The following is a 16883-nucleotide window of genomic DNA, read 5'->3' as shown; positions in this document are numbered from 1 at the left end:
TCTGCGTCACGCACCGTCGACGAGCTGCCCGGCGGCCGGATGGCTTGTCACTCGCAGCCGGAGCGTGGCGGGCGTCGGCCACAGGGTGGCTTCGGCCACGGGTCTGGGGCCGAGCACCGCGCTGCCGAGCCCGTGGACGGCGGCGTCGACATGGATCCAGAGCACGTCGTCCGGGACCAGGTCGCTGGTGTGGGCCGCTGCAGCCAGCGCGTGGTCACTCCAGGGCCGTGCCGTGAGGGTGACGCCTTCTACGGGTCGGCCGCCAACGGTGATTTCTGCCGCTGCGATCTCCAGCCGCCCGGTCCGGAGCGCGAATGTCGCCCGCTCAACGCCCTGGCGAGCCCCGTTCTCCTGAGGGTGGACGTAGGGCGTCTGCCACTGACCGACGGTTTGGGTCCAGCGGCCGAAGCGTGCGGCTCGGCGCGAGTCCGGATAGTTCTCCCCGGGGCCCTGCCCCACCCAGTCGATCGAGACAGCACCGGCGTCGGGCTGTTCGAGGGCGAGCAGCCACCCGATACGGGCGAGCGTTCCGGGCCAGATGCCCTCGGGGGTGATCCGGATGTCGATGTCAGCGGTCTCGTCGTCCACTGCGCGGAAGGCATACTCGACGGCGAACCTCTGGGTGCGACCCGCGCCCGCCGCACACGAGGAGACCGTGAGCACGTCGTCCTCCGCCACCACCCTTACCACGGACTCGTGCAGGCGACTGAGTCCCGCCCGCTCCCAGGTGGCGGCGTCCGAGAAGGGGTGCGACCCGAAGCAGTCACCCGAATCGTTGTCAGTAGGTGCTCGCCAGGCGTCGATTCTGGCCACCGACACCGGCGTGGCGCCGATGGACACGAGTCGCCCCGAACGGTCGATGACAAGGGGGCCGACCTTCCAGCCGTCATCGGTGACGCGCACCGGTCCCTGCGGGTGCTGCGGTATCGGGGTTGCGCGCATCATCGTCTGCCCACGACCGAGACAGTGGGACGGCTCGGCCCAGGCAGGTCTGGCGTCGTCGCGGAACGTCGCCTCGACGACGAGCCACGCGCTGGTGTCGGCGGGGAGCGTCACGGCGGCGAGCAGCGTAGCGGCATCGACCTCAGTCATGTCGCCCGGAGCGAGCACGGGAAGGTCGACCAGGCCCGACGCCACCACCTCTCCTGCGGCCACCACCTGCCACCGTGCGTCGACATGGTCCGTGGCAGTGAATGCGTAGCGGTTCCGCACGCTCAGCACGCCCTGCCGCGTTTCCCGGATCGAGATCGGTGCGTACACCGCGGCGAGCTCGGATGCGCCGGGAGAAGGGGTGCGGTCAGGGAACATCAGCCCATCGGCGACGAACAGGCCGTCGTGCAGCTCCTCACCGAAGTCGCCACCGTAGGCGAAGTACTCGCGGGACTCGTCTCTTACCAGGATCGCTTGGTCCATCCATTCCCAGACGAAGCCGCCGGCGACACGGTCGAAGCCATCGAAGATGTCGACGTAGTCGGTGAGCCCTCCTGGGCCGTTGCCCATCGAGTGCGCGTACTCGCACAGCATGAACGGAAGATCCATGCGCCGTGCGTGGATCTCCGCTGTGGGCACCGGCCCGTCCGCGGGCTTGGGGCCGTCGACGCGTCGAGCGATCAGCTCGAGCTCGTCGAAGTCGACGTACATCCGTGAGTAGACGTCGGTGAATTCGAACGTCTTGTCGGCTTCGTAGTGCTCGGGGCGCGTCGGGTCGAGGGAGCGGATCTCCGCGAACATCGGCTCCACGTTGCATCCCCGGTCCGCCTCGTTGCCCAGCGACCACACGACGACAGACGGATGGTGGGCGTCCCGTCGCACCATCCGCTGCACCCTGTCCACGAGCACCGGCTCCCACCGGGGGTCCGCGGTCGGGTTGCCGCGCCAGCCCTCGAAGACGAACCCGTGCGTCTCGAGGTCTCCTTCGTCGATGACATAGAGACCGTACTCGTCGCACAGCTCGAGAAACCGCGGGTGCGGAGGGTAGTGACTGGTCCGCACCGCGTTGATGTGATGCCTTTTCATGAGGAGGACATCGGCGAGCATGTCGTCGGACGTCAGCGCCCGGCCCCGAGTGGGGTGAAACTCATGGCGATTGACGCCGTAGAACTTGACCGGTGACCCGTTGAGCTTCAGCACGCCACCGTCGATGTGAATCGTGCGAAACCCCACGCGGAGCGAGACCGTCTCGGCGGCGGTCACGACCTCGAGGTCGTAGAGCCGTGGGTTCTCTGCACTCCATGGGATCACCGGGGCCGTGGCCGGCACGCCGGCTACCTCGCTGATCGCGAGCTCGGGGATCCGTACGGTTGCGTCCGAGTGGGCCAGCCCGTCGTGTCCCTCTACCGAGACGCAGAGCGTTCCGCGTCCCGTCCGGTGGTCATAGTCGGCCGACACGCGGACGTGGCCGATCCCACCCGTCGGTCGGTGCTCGAGGCTCACGCCCCGGAAGATGCCCGACAACCACCACATGTCCTGGTCTTCGATGTAGGTCGTCGCCGACCACTGGGTCACGCGAACCGCGAGCAGGTTCTCACCCTCGACGACGGTGCTCGTCACATCCACCTCGGACGGAAGCCGCGAGCCGTGCGACCGGGCCAGCACGACTCCGTTCACCGCCACCTCGAACCACGAGTCGACGCCCTCGAAACGCAGCACCACGCGCCCCGACCGGAGCCATTCCTCGGGAACCGTGAAGGCACGGCGGTACTCGCCCGTCGGGTTCTCCACGGGAACCGACGGAGGCAGCAGAGGGATCGGGTACAGGATGTTCGTGTAGGCCGGTTTGCCGTAGGGCCACTCGCCAGGAGCCCCGGCCAGTTGCCAGTGACCCGGTACCCGGATCTCGTCCCATCCCTCGCCCGGTGAGTCGCGGGCAGTTCCCGTGTCGGCCGTCGGGAAGAGCTTGAACCGCCAGCTGCCGTCGAGGCTTCGCCGCGCTCCGGCGAGACTGCCGGGTTCCGTCACCCGGTACCGCGGCGCGAGCACACCTTCGGGCGGGACGATTCGTTCATGATCCTTGGTCATCGGCGTGAAGAACTCTCTTGTCGGTGCTGAGATCGGTGACGAGTCGAGGGCGGACGCGGCGCTGCTACAGCTCCACCGCGCCGGACGTCAGTCCCGCGCGGAAGGACTTCTGGAGGGGAGAACTCCGGGCGCGGAGTCGGATCCTCATCACCTGAAGTCCTTTCGTCACTTCGTGGTGGGGTGGTGTTTCGATGAGCCGGCGGTCGATGCAATCGACATGACGGCCCAGGGGGCGAGGTCGATGTCGATCGTCAGGGCGCCGTCCGCGTCGACCGTGATGGTCCGGCGGTCGAGGTTGTCGGCGGCCTTCTCGAGGTCGACGACGTCCTGGCGCGAGAGGTTGAGCGGGGCGCCTAGTTGGTGCCAGGCCTCCGCGACGTTGCCGTGCGCCCAGTCGAGAATCTCGACGGTGAACTCTGCGCCCGGAATCAGGCCCTCGATCGAGTGAGCGACTCGTCGAGCGGGCCCGACCTCGGCAAGAGTCCGTGTGTCGGCGTAGCCGCGCGCCGAGGCGAGCCCCGTCTTACCCATGTCGGCGGGGTAGTTGTAGAAGATCGCCGAGACGTCACCTGTCGACGAGGACCGCGTGATGGCCCCGTCGGGCAGGTCGGCCAGCAAGCGGTCGCCGAGACGGTTGAGCATGGCCATCGCGTGGAAGGTCGGCTTGTGCAGGCCGTTCTCGTTGACGAAGCCGAAGCCGCCGTGGAACGGGCCGATCCCGGCGCCGCCCTCCTCGAAGACGTCGGTAAAGGTCCAGTACGAGATCGACTCGGCGAGCGGTGCGCCCTTGAGGAACGCGCGCACGATGTACGACGCCGCGAAGAGCGTGTCGTGGATCGCGTCCCGGCTCGATGGCGACGTCGACCACTCGGTGATGTGCAGCTCCGCGTCCGGGAAGGGGCTGTTCTTGATGATCTTGCGCGTCAGCTGCAGGTCGACGTAGGTGGCGTCCTTCTGGCGCGTGATCGCGTTGACGATGCCGATGGAGTCGGCGGCGTAGTCCGTCGGGTACAGGTGCGTCGAGAGGAAGTCGATCGGGAGCCCGCGCTGCGCGCAGTACTCGATGAACTCGTGGATCCACACCGGCTGCCAGTCGAGCTCGTCGGGGTCCGGCGCCACGGCAGTCTCGACCTCGAGCGACGGGTTGTGGTACTCGCCTGCATAACGTGCGTCGGGGACGAACACGCTCGTCGACGGACCGCCGACCTTGAGCTGCGGGTCGATCGCCTTGATCGCCGTGGCGGTCGCCGCGTAGAGCTCGAAGTACTGGGTGCGCGTCCCGGTCCAGAAGTGCGGCACGAGGTTCGGCTCGTTCCAGACCTCGAACGGCCACTGCCGGACCTCGTCGATCCCGTACCGGTCGATCCAGTGCTTGACGGTCGTGGTGACGAGCTCGACCCAGGCACCCATGTCCTTGGGCGGGCTGCAGTGCGCCTTCCACCAGAACAGGGTCTCGGTCTGGGTCGCGAGCTGACGGGGCATGAACCCGAGCTCGACGAACGGACGAGCACCCGCGTCGAGGATCGCGTCGAACACCTTGTCGACGTACGCGTAGGTGTAGACCGGCTCGGACAGCTGCTCCGGCAGCCCGAAGCCGCCGCCGTTGTCCGTCCGGTACACGAACATGTCGTCGTGGAACAGCCCGTGGAAGCGGACGTGACGCACGCCCAGCACGTCGACTGCCTCACGGAAGTGCGCCTGCCAGTCGGCCCGCAGGGCCTCGTTCGCGCGACCGGCACCGACGCACTCGTTCCAGACGTGTCGTAGGGCGGCATCGACCGGCGCCTGCCCATCGATCACCAGGGCCGACGTCGCCGCGTCGTCGCGCATAGGAACTCCTTCGGTCTGGCTGATGGTTGCGAAACAGCTGCCGTCGAAACTGTTTCGCAACTCTCAAAGGCAGATTTAGGTTAGGAGCTGTGCCAGTGGAAGGCAAGAAGTGAAATGAACCAATCGTGTGCTCGATCCGAGCCTTTGCGAGTGGCACGCCCTGAATGATAGCCTCGAAATAGTTTCGAGATGGGGAGGCAAGTGGCTGCTCAGGCAAGCGTTCGGCGGGCGACTCTGACGGATGTCGGCGCCGCCGCGGGGGTGTCGAAGGCGACGGTTTCCAAGGCGCTCAACGGTCGCAGTGACGTCGCGGCCGAGACTCGTGAGCGCGTGCTCGCGGCGGTCACGGCCCTGAACTACAGGCCGACAACGGCGCCCGATCCCACGACGGAACGACGCGCGCTGGCGGTCGTGTTCGATATCCCCGCCTCTCCGTACATCCTCAACGTGCTGCAGGGCGTGCTGGCCACGGCGACGGACGGGCGGCTGGACCTGCTCACCCGGCTCGCGCCGGATCTCGAGGTTCGCACGCAGCGGACGGTCGCTCGCGAGTGGATCGCCGAGCAGCGCGCCTGTGGCGCCGTGGGCATCGTCGGGCTGACTTTGTCCGAACCCGACGCGCTCATCGATGCCGCCGCTGACGCAGGTCTTGCGTTCGTCATGGTTGACCCCGTCGACACCAACCACCAGCGCATGGTCAGCGTCGGCTCATCCAACTGGGCGGGTGCCCGTGCCGCCGCGGACCACCTCATTGCACTTGGCCATCGGCGCATCGGCTGGATCGGCGGCCCGGAGGTCTCGCATGCAGCACGCGACCGGTTCTACGGCTTCAGTGCGGCCCTGGACGCCGCTGGGCTGACGCTCGACCCTGCGCTTGTCCGGGCAGAACGGTTCGACGTTGCCGCCGGCGCACGGCTCGCACGCGAGATTCTGTCGGCGCCCAACCCGCCGACAGCCATCCTGGCGGCCGACGACGAGCTCGCCGTCGGCGTACTCGCGACAGCGCACGATCTGGGGATCCGAGTGCCGGAGGACCTCAGCGTCACAGGGTTCGACGACACGCCGCAGGCAGCCTGGACGACACCACCGCTGACCACCGTTCACCAGCACCTCGATGGTATGGGCCGGATGGCGGTCCATACGGTCATCGCGATGTCTTCGGGCACGCCGCCGGCTTCACGTCACGTCGAGCTCGCCACCTCACTCACGCTCCGAGGCAGTACGACGGCTGCACCAGGCGCGGCAGCACCAGCTGCGTCCTGACTCGGCAGCTGCATGCTGGAGCCGTCGAAGAAGCCTGCAGGTGTCAATGTCGGTGGCGCCGACGATCTCCGGCTACTCACAAGCGGTGATTACGGTGTCGAGCCGCGCCGCATCCGCGGGCTATTTGTTGGATCTTGCCTTCTTCTTCAATCGAGTGCACACGGTTGCGTTGCCGTCTGGACAGACGTTGGCGGGGATGGCGCGCGGGCCGTACGGCGCTGAGCGGCTGAATGAGGTGCTGGCGCATTCGCGTCCACTGATGACCTATCGGGCGACTGGACGCGGGTTCGTCGCGTCGCTTGGTGCCGATCCGGATCCGCCCGCTCCAGGGCTTGGCGTCTGACTCCTGGAAGTCGTGATCCGGGCTCGGTTGTCTGCGTTGTGACGGGATCTTCGTGGCTGGAACTGTTCGGCTTTGTTGGAGGTCTTGGTGAACGATCTTGGGGTTGCGAGTACGGCGGAGGAACGGCAGCGGATGTTGGGAGCAAGTGCTGCGGCGGCTCGGTTCTACCGCAGAGAGTTGCTTCGAGCAACAAATGGATGGGTGGCCGGCTGGCAAGCCGACGAAGAAACCGCAGCACAAACAACGGCATCGCTATCACAAGAACGACAATCGGTATAAAGGGCCGACAATCGGCTACACGATGTACTACAAGGGTGGCCGTGGGAAGTGGCGAATCTGGAAGTACGGAATCTCGTCGGTCGGACCATCCCGGGCATGGGGACAGGTCGATGGCTACAGACGAATGATGGGCTCGAGCTGCACGGTGGGGAGCATTCGTGAGTTCAGTAACCGTTGGCGTGCGCGCACCTGGGAGTATCAGGAGAACAAGGCGTACTATCGCCGCTGTGGCCACTGCCCTCCGGGACAATACACCAGTTGCAGATGACTGCTGATCAGGAGTGGCTGAAGCTGGATGCCGGTAGCGAGTACGACGCGCGCTGGCGGCGCTACTTCAGCCTCAGAGAAGAGGAACGCGTGACGAAGCTTGCGGAAGATCTGGTTCCGCAAGCCCAGCAACTCGCATCAGCAACCCACTGGCACTCAGTCTCAGCCGATCGAGACCTGTGGATAATCTTGGTACTTCACAAAACGCGCGACCGGCTGATCAGAAATCCAAATCGGACAGACGCCGGCCGACCCTATGTCGAGACAGTGCTGCCATGGAGCCGCTACGTCGACCTTCCATCGGACCAGCAGGAGCGTGTCATCCTGGAGCGAGTCGATGCGGTTCTTGTAGAACTCGCCCGCCAAGCCGCAGAGATCGGTGGATCGCCGTTCGGGTAGCTGCTGCGGCCGTCGCGGCACGGCAATTCGACTGCTCTACTGGCGGCCGACGTGGCCACTCTGTCCCGTCGGCGGCTTGTAGATGTTCGAGGACATGCGGCTGCTGGCTGGGGTGATGTTCTCCGCGGTTCGGTCCGATCGCACTCACCACGGCACCGGCGCCGACTACTACACCCTCGACAACCAAGGCTCGCCCATCAGCTTGGTCGGTTCCGCCGACACGGTGACCGCGACCTACACCTACGACCCAGCCGGCAACTACTCCAGTGGGCTTTGGCGGGTTGGCAGCGTTCGCAACGCCACTGCTCGAGCAGCTCGTCCGGCCGGTCCGGCTCGAGCAGTGGCCAGATGGTGTCGAGACCCCCGCGGTGCAATTGGAGTTCGCGCGCGTCGGCAGTTTCGGGCGAAGGAAATATCGAGAGGCCTTGGCCGGTGAGGCGGGCGATGGTGTGGGTGATTTCGACGGTGCCGGCTTCGAGGTCGATTTGGTGCCAGAGGACGGCGAGGGATTCGCCGATGCGGACGCCGGTGCCGAGCATGAAGGTGGTGAGGTCGGGGATGTCGGCTTCGACGGCTCGTTGGTCGCCGACGAGGCTTTTGCGGAGGAGGGTGACCTCCTCGCGGGTGAGGGCGCGGAGCGGGTTCTTGGTGGGGGCTTCGATGGCGTCGACCTCGCGAACCGGGTTGACGGTCAGCGCGCCGTAGCGGACGGCGAGTTTCATGGCGCCGGAGATGATCGCGCGGCAGGTCTTGGCGGTCGGGGCACCGGCGGTGGTTTTGATCTTGGTGAGGACGGTGTCGAGGCGTGGGGTGGTGGCTTCGCCGATGCGGAGTTCGCCGATGGCGGGGCGGACGTGGTTCTTGAGGTTGCGGCGGTAGGTGTCGAGGGAGGTTGGGGACCGCTTGCCGTCGGCGATCAGGCCCTCGAATCTCTTCTCCCAGAGATCGAGGAGGTGGTTGATCTTGTGCATCGAGTGAGCTCGCCGGACCGGTTAGTGCTGGCGCGACTCTGGAGCTTCTGCAGGAGGGCGCGCTCGGCGGCAGTCTTGGTCTTGCCGTAGGCGGAGACCGGCCGGACGTGGCCGTCGTGGTCGCGGAACTTGGCCTGCGACTTGTGCTTGAGGGGTTTGCCGTTGGAGTCGGTTTCGGCGACCCAGGTGGAGATCTTTCCCCACGATCCGAGCTGCAGTAGTGGTCTCGCCATGTCATGCCTCCAACCGGTGTGGTGGTTGGCGGCTCAGCGGCGAGCGTGATGGATGATTCGCGATCTGGAGAACGATGCGAAGCGATGTGATGTGACGCACAGTCACGATCAGGTGAAGTAGTTCAGGATCAGGGCGACCGGACGCCGAATCGGCTTGCGAAGCAAATGAGTGCGTAAAGAGTGCGCACCAGACACGAAGAAGCCCAGGGCACCGTGGTGACCTGGGCTGTTGTGCGCCGCCAGGGACTCGAACCCCGAACCCGCTGAATTCCACCTGAGGATGATCATCGTTTCTCAATGATGCTCGGATTCCCTTACAGGTAACGGATTCCGCGACTGCTTGTTGCGCATAAGTTCTCATCGGCAACCATCCTCTCGCGCTGATTGAGGTGCGTAAAGAGGTGCGTGGCCGGTTGGTCGACCTGTCATCCGGGCAGCTTTGTCGAGGCGTGATGCCGGGGAGGCCTCGCGCTGCGACTTGTTGGCAGCTTCGTGCCGCTCCGCCTCTTGACGGCTTGCGTCCTTGCGCGTTCAGCCGCGCGACGGCCGTCTCCAGCACCCTGCGTCAGTCCGTCTTTCTTGCCGCTTCGCCGTGGGTGCCCGCCAAATGGTGGCGCTTGCGGTTGACCGGCGCAACACGAGTTGCGGGAGCCGGGCAAGCGAGTCTGTGAGGGGCCGGCGCCTGTCCTTGCGAAACGATGTGGGCTCTGGTTGAAGCTGAGTGGGTTCTCAGTTTCCCCATGTTGTGGTTGCCGAACCGCAGGCTGCTGGACACCTGGGCTTCACGTAGTCGCTGTAGCTGGCGCATAGGTATGGGTTGCGCGCAGGTATGTCCGACGTTTCGATTCCTGGAGAGCCCATGTCGAAGTACACCCGGCCGGTTGCGGTCGGACTCTCGGCGGCGTCAATCGCCGCGCTGTGTACGCTTTCACTGATCGGCACGAGCGCCAGGCCGCTCAGGCGACGAGCGCGTCCGACAGCAAGCATGTGCTGCTGATCTCGATCGACGGAATGCATCAGAGCGACCTTGACTGGTACGTCGCGACCCATCCCAAGTCTGCGCTCGCCGAGCTGACGCGTAGCGGACTCGAATACACCGAGGCGTCGACGTCGAACCCGTCGGACTCCGACCCGGGCGGCACCGCGCTGATGACCGGCGGCAATCCGAAGTCGACCGGCGTGTACTACGACGTTGAGTACAGCCACAAGGTCGACGAGCCGGGCGCGTCCTGCACGCCGGGGCACGCGGCCACTGGCGGCAACGTCGTCTACGACTCGCCCGACGACGCGCTCCCGGGCGTCCCGGACCTGAGCACAGGTGCAGCTCACGCCTTCCCGTCATTCGACGAGAACGGGTCGATCTACGGGCCTGACGGTGCTGATCGCAACCCGGCGCTGATCATGAACCTGAAGAACGACGCGTCGTCGTTCAACAGGACGACGTTCCCGATCGACCCGGCGACCTGCAAGAACATCATGCCGTGGGACTACCTAGGTGATAACTCGATCTTCCAGGTGATCCACGCCGCCGGCCTGCGTACTTCGTGGTCGGACAAGCACGCCGTCTACATGTCGTTCAACGGTCCAGGCTCGCAGGGCAAGAGCATCGACGACTACTTCGGCCCCGAGATCGACTCGCAGGCGGTGATGCCGAACGGCAAGCCCTACCCGCAGGATGACGACTGGGCGCACATCGCTGCCGCCACCAAGCAGTACGACGGCTACAAGGTCCAGGCGATGCTGAACGAGATCGACGGTCTCGACCACTCGGGCAAGGACCACGTCGGCACCCCGGCGATCTTCGGCATGAACTTCCAGACCGTCTCGGTCGCACAGAAGATCCCATCGACGTCTGCTGACCTCATCTCGGACGGCCATGGTGGGTACACCACCAGTGCACCGCAGCCTGGTGGCTACCAGCGGCTCAACAGCCAACTGGTTCCCGGCCCGGTGCTCTCGAGCGCCTTGGACTCCGTCAACGCCGAGCTCGGCCGCATGGTCGCCGAGCTAGCGAAGAAGCACCTGTCAGACTCGACGACGATCATCGTCACGGCCAAGCATGGGCAGTCGCCGCAGGATCCCAGCAAGCTCGTCACTGTGCAGGACGGTCCGATCGTCGACGCGATCAACGCAGAGTGGGCCAAGACGCACCCGGGCAAGACGCTGATCGTCGCGGGCACGAACGACGATCTGTGGCAGTCGTACCTGTCGGACAACTCGCAGGCCGCGGACAACTTCGTCAAGAGCTACCTGTGGAACCACACCGCCCAGGGACTCGACGTCAACAAGAAGCCGGTCACCGTTCAGCACTCGGGTCTGACGCACATCTGGGCCGGCGCCCAGGCCGCGCACTTCTTCGGCGTACCGGTCAACAACGGCCACTACCCAGACGTCTTCGGCAAGGTCCAGGAGGGCATCGTATACGCAAAGCCGTCCAAGCTCGCCGAGCACGGCGGCATGAACACCGGGGACAGCCACGTCCTGCTGATCGTCTACGGTGCTGGCATCCGCCCCCAGGTCGTGCGCGCCCCTGTCGAGACCACCCAGGTCGCGCCGACAATTCTCGCTCTCCTCGGGCTCGACCCCAACAAGCTGCGAGCCGTTCAGGTCGAGGGCACGCGGGTCCTGCCAGGCGCCGCGCCGCGCAAACACCGGTGATCGCTGTGCTCTGGGTCCGCGGCAGGTCCTTCGGCGAGGTGTTTGGCCGACTACGCTCGGGGCGGGACGGATCACTACTCAGATGGAGCACCGCGGCACTGCCGACGAGCCCATACTGGAGGGGTACACGACACTCGGGTACGTCGCGGCGCGGACCGGGCGGCTGCAATTTGGGTCTGCTGGTTGCGTGCCCACGCCGATCGTGGGGCGAGTGCACGATCCTCGAGCACGACATCCCAGCTGTATTCGCGCACCGATCGAAGTACGAGGGTGGTGTGATCGTCGCCGCCCACAATTTCAGTGCCGAGCCGACTCAGGTGACGCTCGCGGTCGCGAGCTCGGGAGTCGGCCTCCACGCGGTCGATCTGCTGCGTGACGATACGACCGAAGTGGCCGAGGACGGCACGCTGTCCCTGCTGCTCGAGCCTCCCGGCGCCCGTTGGCTACGCATCGTCGGCCCGCACGACCGATATCTCATCTGAGTCCGGATCGGTGTGGCAGGGTGGCTCGCGTGCCTGACGAAGCCAAGCAAGCCTATCCGGGTGAGCCGAGGTTGCCCGCTGCTGTCGGTGTCGTGGTCGCGATCGGGCTGTACGCCCTGCTGCCCAGCGCTCTGCAGATCGGGCCGCGGTTCGTGATCCCGGGGCTGGAGTTGCTGTTGTTCATCCCGTTGGTGCTGGCCAACCCGCGCCGGATGAGCAAGGAGAACCGGCTGCTCCGGCGGCTGTCGATCGCGCTCGTGCTGCTGATCGCGTTGTCCAACACCACAGCCCTCGTGCTGCTGATCCGCTCGTTGTTGACGGGACAGGCGACCGCGGGCGCCCAGTTGCTGGCAGCAGCGGGCCAGGTGTGGCTCACGAACGTCCTCGTCTTCGCACTCGCCTATTGGGAACTCGATCGAGGCGGACCGGTCACCCGCTTCCGTGTCGACCGGCCCGCACTGCCCGATGCCGATTTTCGCTTCCCACAGGACGAGGACCACGACGCGATCAGCGAGGTGGCGAGGCGGTCGTCCAGCAGATCCGGCTGGGCGCCGGGCTTCATCGACTATCTGTACGTGTCCGTCACGAACTCCTCGGCTTTCAGTCCCACCGACACCATGCCGCTGTCGGTCCGCGCCAAGCTCCTGATGGCGATCGAATCGGTCTCCGCCCTGATGACGTCGATCCTCGTCGTCTCCTTCGCCATCAGCCTCCTCGGCCACTGAGCCTGGGCAAGCAGTCAGGAAGGTTCGGACGGCGAGGCGGAAGCCGGTGCGGCGCGCCTGGGGTAGTTCTCTGGACTCCGCGGCGCGGATGAGCATCATATGACTTATGGGGCTTGATGAACGGATGGGCGCCGGCGATATTGCTGGACGGCCCGATGGTGCGATCGCGTCCTCGGAGAGCAGGGTCGTAGCGGATACCTTCGCTCGGCTGGCGCAGGAGCTGCATGGGTCTGCGGGGGTCGAGGAGACGGTGCAGGCCGTCGTGGAGTTCGCGTTGCAGGCGTTGAACTGCTCGTACGCCGGTGTCGCGCTGGCCACGCGGGGCCGTCCGGAGGTGCCGGCGGTGACCGATGCGGTGGTCGGAGAGATCTACCAGTGGCAGATGGCGGGTGGCCATGGTCCGCTGGTGGAGTCGATGCGTGAGCACAGCACGATCCTGATCCGGGACACGGCGGCAGACGAGCGGTGGCCGGACTGGTCCGCGAAGGTGATGTCGCTGGGTGTTCGGAGCGTGTTGGACGTTCCGTTGACGACGGCGGCCGGGACGGTCGGCGTACTCGGGCTGTACAGCGAGTCACCGGACGCGTTCGGTGCCGACGACGAGGCGGTCGCGCACATTCTGGCCAGGCATGCGTCGGTCGCTGTGGCGACTGCTCGCAAGGAGGCGAACCTTGCGCAGGCAGTGGATGCGCGCAAGCTGGTCGGCCAGGCGATGGGCATCCTGATGGAGCGCTATGGCATCGATGGCGACCGCGCGTTCGACGTCTTGCGACGCTACTCGCAAGATACCAACACCAAGCTGCGCGACGTGGCGCAGCAGCTGATAGATACGCGCCGGCTACCCGAGCACACCTGACCCGGCTGGACTCTCAGGCGTGTTCGCCATCGAGGAGTTCGTGGATCTCTTCGAGAGCCTTCTGGATAGCGGAGTGGTTGTACTGCGCAGCGCGGGACTCGGCGCTGATCACGCCGCAGCGGTGGACGCGGCGGAAGTCGCCGTACGGGAACTCGTAGTGTCCCTTGGTCTCGTCGTCCATGTCGCTGTCGACGCCGAGGAACCACAGGCTGTATTCGTCCCAGCCGTGCTTGTCCAGGTACGCATTCTGCTCGTCCGCGGTCGGGGCGTGCTCGCTCCAGTCGTCCCGCTCGTCCTTCGTCGTCTGCCCCTGCCGGACCAGGTGCTTCGCGTGCTCGAACGCCTTCTCGTTCAGCTTCACAGTCATATCGCTCCGGTGCCCGCCCGCCCGTGAGGTGAATCAGGGTCGCGATGGCGACGCCTGATGTGTGCTGGGATCGCCTTCCGCCCTGCCGTCAGCCCCACGGCGTTCGGCGGTCGCATCGGGCCGGGTACCGGGGTGGTATGCGACTGCGCCGGAGTCATCCTGATCGGCCCGGGTACTCCCGGCGGCGTCGGGGGAGCGGGTTCAGCTACCTGGACGAGGACGGGAAGACGATCAAGGACGCCGACGTCATCGAGCGGATCCGGACGCTGGCCATCCCGCCCGCCTGGGACGAGGTCTGGATCTGTCCACATCCCAATGGGCACATCCAGGCGATCGGCACCGACCAGGCAGGCCGGAAGCAGTACCTCTATCACGACGACTGGCGTTCGGCCCAGGACGACGACAAGCACGATCGGGTCCGTCAGCTGGCCCGCAAACTCCCGGCGTTCCGGGAGGCGGTCGACACGGATCTGGGTACCCCCGGACTCGATCAACGCCGGGTCCTGGCTGTGGCGTTGCGGATGCTCGACTACGGCGTCTTCCGGACAGGCAACACGGAATACGCCGAGGAGTACGGCAGCCGAGGTGCGGCGACCCTGCTCCGTGACGACGTCCGAGTCAGTGACGGCAAGGTGGTCTTCGACTTCGTCGCCAAGGGCGGCCAGCAGCGCACGCTCGAGCTCGACGACGACCGCCTCGCGGCCGCAGTGGGATCCCTGAAACGTGGCCGGCACAAGAATCCGCGGCTGCTGGTCTATCGCGACGCCTCCGGCTACCTCGAGATCGACGCGGGCATGATCAACGAGCGCTTTCAAGAACTGGTCGGCGAGCATTACACGGTCAAAGATCTCCGGACCTGGACCGCCACCGTGCACGCGGCCGTCGACCTGGCCGAACAGGAACCGCCGCGCACGAAGAAGGCGCTCGATGCTGCCGTCAAGGACATGCTGGCGGAGGTCTCCAGTCATCTCGGCAACACCCCGGCGGTGGCGAGAGCGTCGTACGTCGACCCTCGCGTGATCACGCAGTACGAACACGGGCACAGCATCGCCGAGACCGTCGACCGCGTCGGCGACGATCTCGACGACGTGCAGGCCCGCGGTGCCCTCGAACGCTCGGTCAACCGTCTCCTGGACCGCGACAGCCGCTGAGCTCGATCGCTCGGGGCGCGACGATCCGGACACGACGCCGTACCCGGATCCTGAGCCACAGCCGGACGAGGACCCGGACGAGCAGCTGCCAAGGCCCGAGAACGTGTGCGGCGGGAGAATCGCGTGCGGCGCTGGTCGCTGAGCGCTGGCAGGCCCGTTTGCCGACGGTCGGCTCGGGAACCTGAAGTGATGAGCTCGGCAATTCGCCTGCTGACGGCGGCGATGGTGACGCTCGGCTTGGCCGCGTCCCCGTCTCCGGATCCCTCGGGTGCGGGAGATGCCAGTCCGCGCGACTATCAAGGTGCCTGGCTGGTGGTGATCGCGGTGGGTGTCGTCGTCGTGATCGTCGGCGCCGGGACGTACTACCTGCAGCGCACTCGCCGCATTGATCTGTCTCAGACGAGTGAGGTCGAGCACCGGTCGCCGCCTGACCGGCACTCCAATTCGAGCTGAGGCGGTCGAGCAATCTGCACGTCGGGGGCCACGGAGTGGTTAGCCCGTGATCGCATCGTTCGGTCGTGTCGGGCCGGGCGCAAGCTCGATCAGTATGACGAACCGCCCGCTTGACCAGCTGGTTGAGGTGGCATGAGAGTGGCCAGCCGCTGGAGGGAGTGCGGCTCAGCGATGTGGCGGTCCGGGCTGCAGAACGGCTGGTCACCCTGAAACGAGTCTGGCGCGTGTTCCTGCAGATCGACAGTGCAGAGCCGCGTTCGCTGTCCGTCCGGGCTCTGCTCTTTGTGGCTGATCTTCGCCTCGGTGAGTTGCGCGGGGGAGACCTCAGGTGGGTCAGGCCTCCGGCTCGCGCGGTGATGTCACAGTCTCCTGTTCCAGGGTGGCCTTGAGGTTGGCCAGGGTCTGCCGGAGTTCGCCGTCGACGTCCTGGCTGGTGTGGACGCGGACGGTGAGTTTGGACGTTCCGTCTGCGACGAAGGCGACCGCCAGTTCGCCACCGTAGTCGTTCGGGCCGACTGTGCCCCAGCGCAGCTCACGGGCTCAGTCATGGGAGTGCTTCTTGCGGAGGCGGAGTTCGGGGAGGATCTCGGTGCGGTAGAGGTTCATCATGTCGACGGTGTGCGGGCCGCTGTTGGCGACGTACACCTCGTCGAAGCCGGCCTCGGCGTACGGCGTGAACGCGTCCACGTGGACGTCCGCTTTGGGGCCGCAGGCAACGGATTCCGCGGTTGACTCCTTGGTGACGAGTCGGCTGGCCTGCTCGAAGTGGCGGGGTGAAGGCAGCACCTGGGCGAGCTCGCCGGGGAGTCCGGAGTTGCCCCAGATCCGGTGGGCCTGGTCGATGCCTTCTGCCTCGGTCGGTGCGTAGCTGACCTTGAACCCGGCCTGGGTCGGCTTGCTCCCGCCGCCGTTGTCGCGGAACCGCTGCAGCAGCTCCCGGTCCGGAGTCGTGGTGATGTAGCCGTCCGCGATCCGTGCCGCGACATCGGTTGCCTCCGGCCCGAAGCCGGACATGTAGATCGGCAGCGGCTGTTGGGGCCGGGTGTAGATCCGGGCGGTGTCGACGGTGTAGTGCTTGCCGTGATGGGTGACGAACCCGTCCTCGGTCCACAGTCGGCGCATGATCTCGACGGCTTCCTCGAGCATCTCCAGCCGTACGTCGACGGTCGGCCAGACCGACCCGAGCACGTGCTCGTTCAGCGCCTCACCGGTCCCGATCCCGAGCGTGAACCGCCCGTTCAGCAGTACGGCGCTGGTCGCGGCCGCCTGCGCGATCACGGCCGGGTGGATCCGCACCGTCGGACACGTCACCGCCGTCGTCACCGGCAACTCGGACACCTGCGAGATCGCCCCGATGGTCGACCAGACGAACGCGCTCTGCCCCTGCTCGTCGTTCCACGGGTGGAAGTGGTCACTGATCCACAACCCGTCGAACCCGGCCTCCTCGGCCATCCGAGCCTGCTCGATCAGCTCGGCGGGTGTGTACTCCTCGCTGGACAGGAAGTATCCGATCTTCACGCGCACCTCCCGATGAATCGCTACCCATCGGGTTCCCGATGCCACGTTCTCCAATCGCCCCGGATTTGTG

General features: G+C 66.1%; 14 protein-coding genes. 9 read left to right on the top strand and 5 right to left on the bottom strand.

From position 1 onward, the window contains the following. Window positions 1-6 precede the first annotated feature (6 nt). Both ABT313_RS00805 and ABT313_RS00800 read right to left on the bottom strand, forming a co-directional pair. Window positions 7-3018 (bottom strand): glycoside hydrolase family 2 TIM barrel-domain containing protein, encoded by a 3012-nt coding sequence (locus tag ABT313_RS00805; protein ID WP_350847212.1) that lies wholly within the window; start codon window positions 3016-3018, stop codon window positions 7-9. 165 nt (window positions 3019-3183) lie between these two features. Further along, window positions 3184-4848, bottom strand: coding sequence for a GH39 family glycosyl hydrolase (locus tag ABT313_RS00800; RefSeq protein ID WP_350847210.1), 1665 nt, complete (start codon window positions 4846-4848; stop codon window positions 3184-3186). Window positions 4849-5037: 189 nt separating this feature from the next. Here ABT313_RS00800 and ABT313_RS00795 point away from each other — a divergent pair, with 189 nt between their 5' ends. From ABT313_RS00795 to ABT313_RS00785, 3 genes are all read left to right on the top strand, one after another. After that, window positions 5038-6111: a LacI family DNA-binding transcriptional regulator gene (locus ABT313_RS00795; protein ID WP_350847208.1), complete on the top strand. Its 1074-nt coding sequence runs from the start codon at window positions 5038-5040 to the stop codon at window positions 6109-6111. Between the two features lie 52 nt (window positions 6112-6163). Then, window positions 6164-6454, top strand: coding sequence for a hypothetical protein (locus tag ABT313_RS00790; protein WP_350847206.1), 291 nt, complete (start codon window positions 6164-6166; stop codon window positions 6452-6454). A 543-nt stretch (window positions 6455-6997) separates the two neighbouring features. Then, window positions 6998-7399, top strand: coding sequence for a hypothetical protein (locus tag ABT313_RS00785; protein WP_350847204.1), 402 nt, complete (start codon window positions 6998-7000; stop codon window positions 7397-7399). Between the two features lie 197 nt (window positions 7400-7596). Here ABT313_RS00785 and ABT313_RS00780 read toward each other — a convergent pair whose 3' ends face one another. Continuing rightward, window positions 7597-8370: a tyrosine-type recombinase/integrase gene (locus ABT313_RS00780; RefSeq protein WP_350847202.1), complete on the bottom strand. Its 774-nt coding sequence runs from the start codon at window positions 8368-8370 to the stop codon at window positions 7597-7599. Window positions 8371-9521: 1151 nt separating this feature from the next. Here ABT313_RS00780 and ABT313_RS00775 point away from each other — a divergent pair. The 4 genes from ABT313_RS00775 to ABT313_RS00760 all read left to right on the top strand — a co-directional run bounded on the left by ABT313_RS00775 (window position 9522) and on the right by ABT313_RS00760 (window position 13324). Beyond that, window positions 9522-11261 (top strand): alkaline phosphatase family protein, encoded by a 1740-nt coding sequence (locus ABT313_RS00775; RefSeq protein ID WP_350847200.1) that lies wholly within the window; start codon window positions 9522-9524, stop codon window positions 11259-11261. A 275-nt stretch (window positions 11262-11536) separates the two neighbouring features. Further along, complete coding sequence (locus tag ABT313_RS00770; RefSeq protein ID WP_350847198.1) at window positions 11537-11743, top strand: hypothetical protein; 207 nt, start codon at window positions 11537-11539, stop codon at window positions 11741-11743. A gap of 29 nt (window positions 11744-11772) precedes the next feature. Further along, window positions 11773-12468, top strand: a complete 696-nt coding sequence (locus ABT313_RS00765; RefSeq protein WP_350847196.1) for a hypothetical protein — start codon at window positions 11773-11775, stop codon at window positions 12466-12468. 106 nt (window positions 12469-12574) lie between these two features. Continuing rightward, on the top strand, window positions 12575-13324 hold the full coding sequence (locus tag ABT313_RS00760) for a GAF and ANTAR domain-containing protein (RefSeq protein WP_350847194.1): 750 nt from the start codon (window positions 12575-12577) through the stop codon (window positions 13322-13324). 13 nt (window positions 13325-13337) lie between these two features. On the opposite strand, the gene ABT313_RS00755 is transcribed toward ABT313_RS00760, so the two are convergent. Then, window positions 13338-13691: a hypothetical protein gene (locus tag ABT313_RS00755; RefSeq protein ID WP_350847193.1), complete on the bottom strand. Its 354-nt coding sequence runs from the start codon at window positions 13689-13691 to the stop codon at window positions 13338-13340. Between the two features lie 137 nt (window positions 13692-13828). Between ABT313_RS00755 and ABT313_RS00750 the strand changes: the two genes are divergently transcribed. Continuing rightward, window positions 13829-14842, top strand: a complete 1014-nt coding sequence (locus tag ABT313_RS00750; protein WP_350847190.1) for a DNA topoisomerase IB — start codon at window positions 13829-13831, stop codon at window positions 14840-14842. A 189-nt stretch (window positions 14843-15031) separates the two neighbouring features. Beyond that, window positions 15032-15295, top strand: a complete 264-nt coding sequence (locus tag ABT313_RS00745) for a hypothetical protein (RefSeq protein WP_350847188.1) — start codon at window positions 15032-15034, stop codon at window positions 15293-15295. Window positions 15296-15835: 540 nt separating this feature from the next. Here ABT313_RS00745 and ABT313_RS00740 read toward each other — a convergent pair. Beyond that, a complete protein-coding gene (locus ABT313_RS00740; RefSeq protein WP_350847186.1) occupies window positions 15836-16813 on the bottom strand; it encodes a TIGR03557 family F420-dependent LLM class oxidoreductase in 978 nt (325 codons plus the stop codon). Window positions 16814-16883: the final 70 nt, after the last annotated feature.

This window comes from Kribbella sp. NPDC000426 (assembly GCF_040300265.1).
Taxonomy (GTDB): domain Bacteria; phylum Actinomycetota; class Actinomycetes; order Propionibacteriales; family Kribbellaceae; genus Kribbella.
This window is presented reverse-complemented; position numbering and strand designations above follow the sequence as displayed.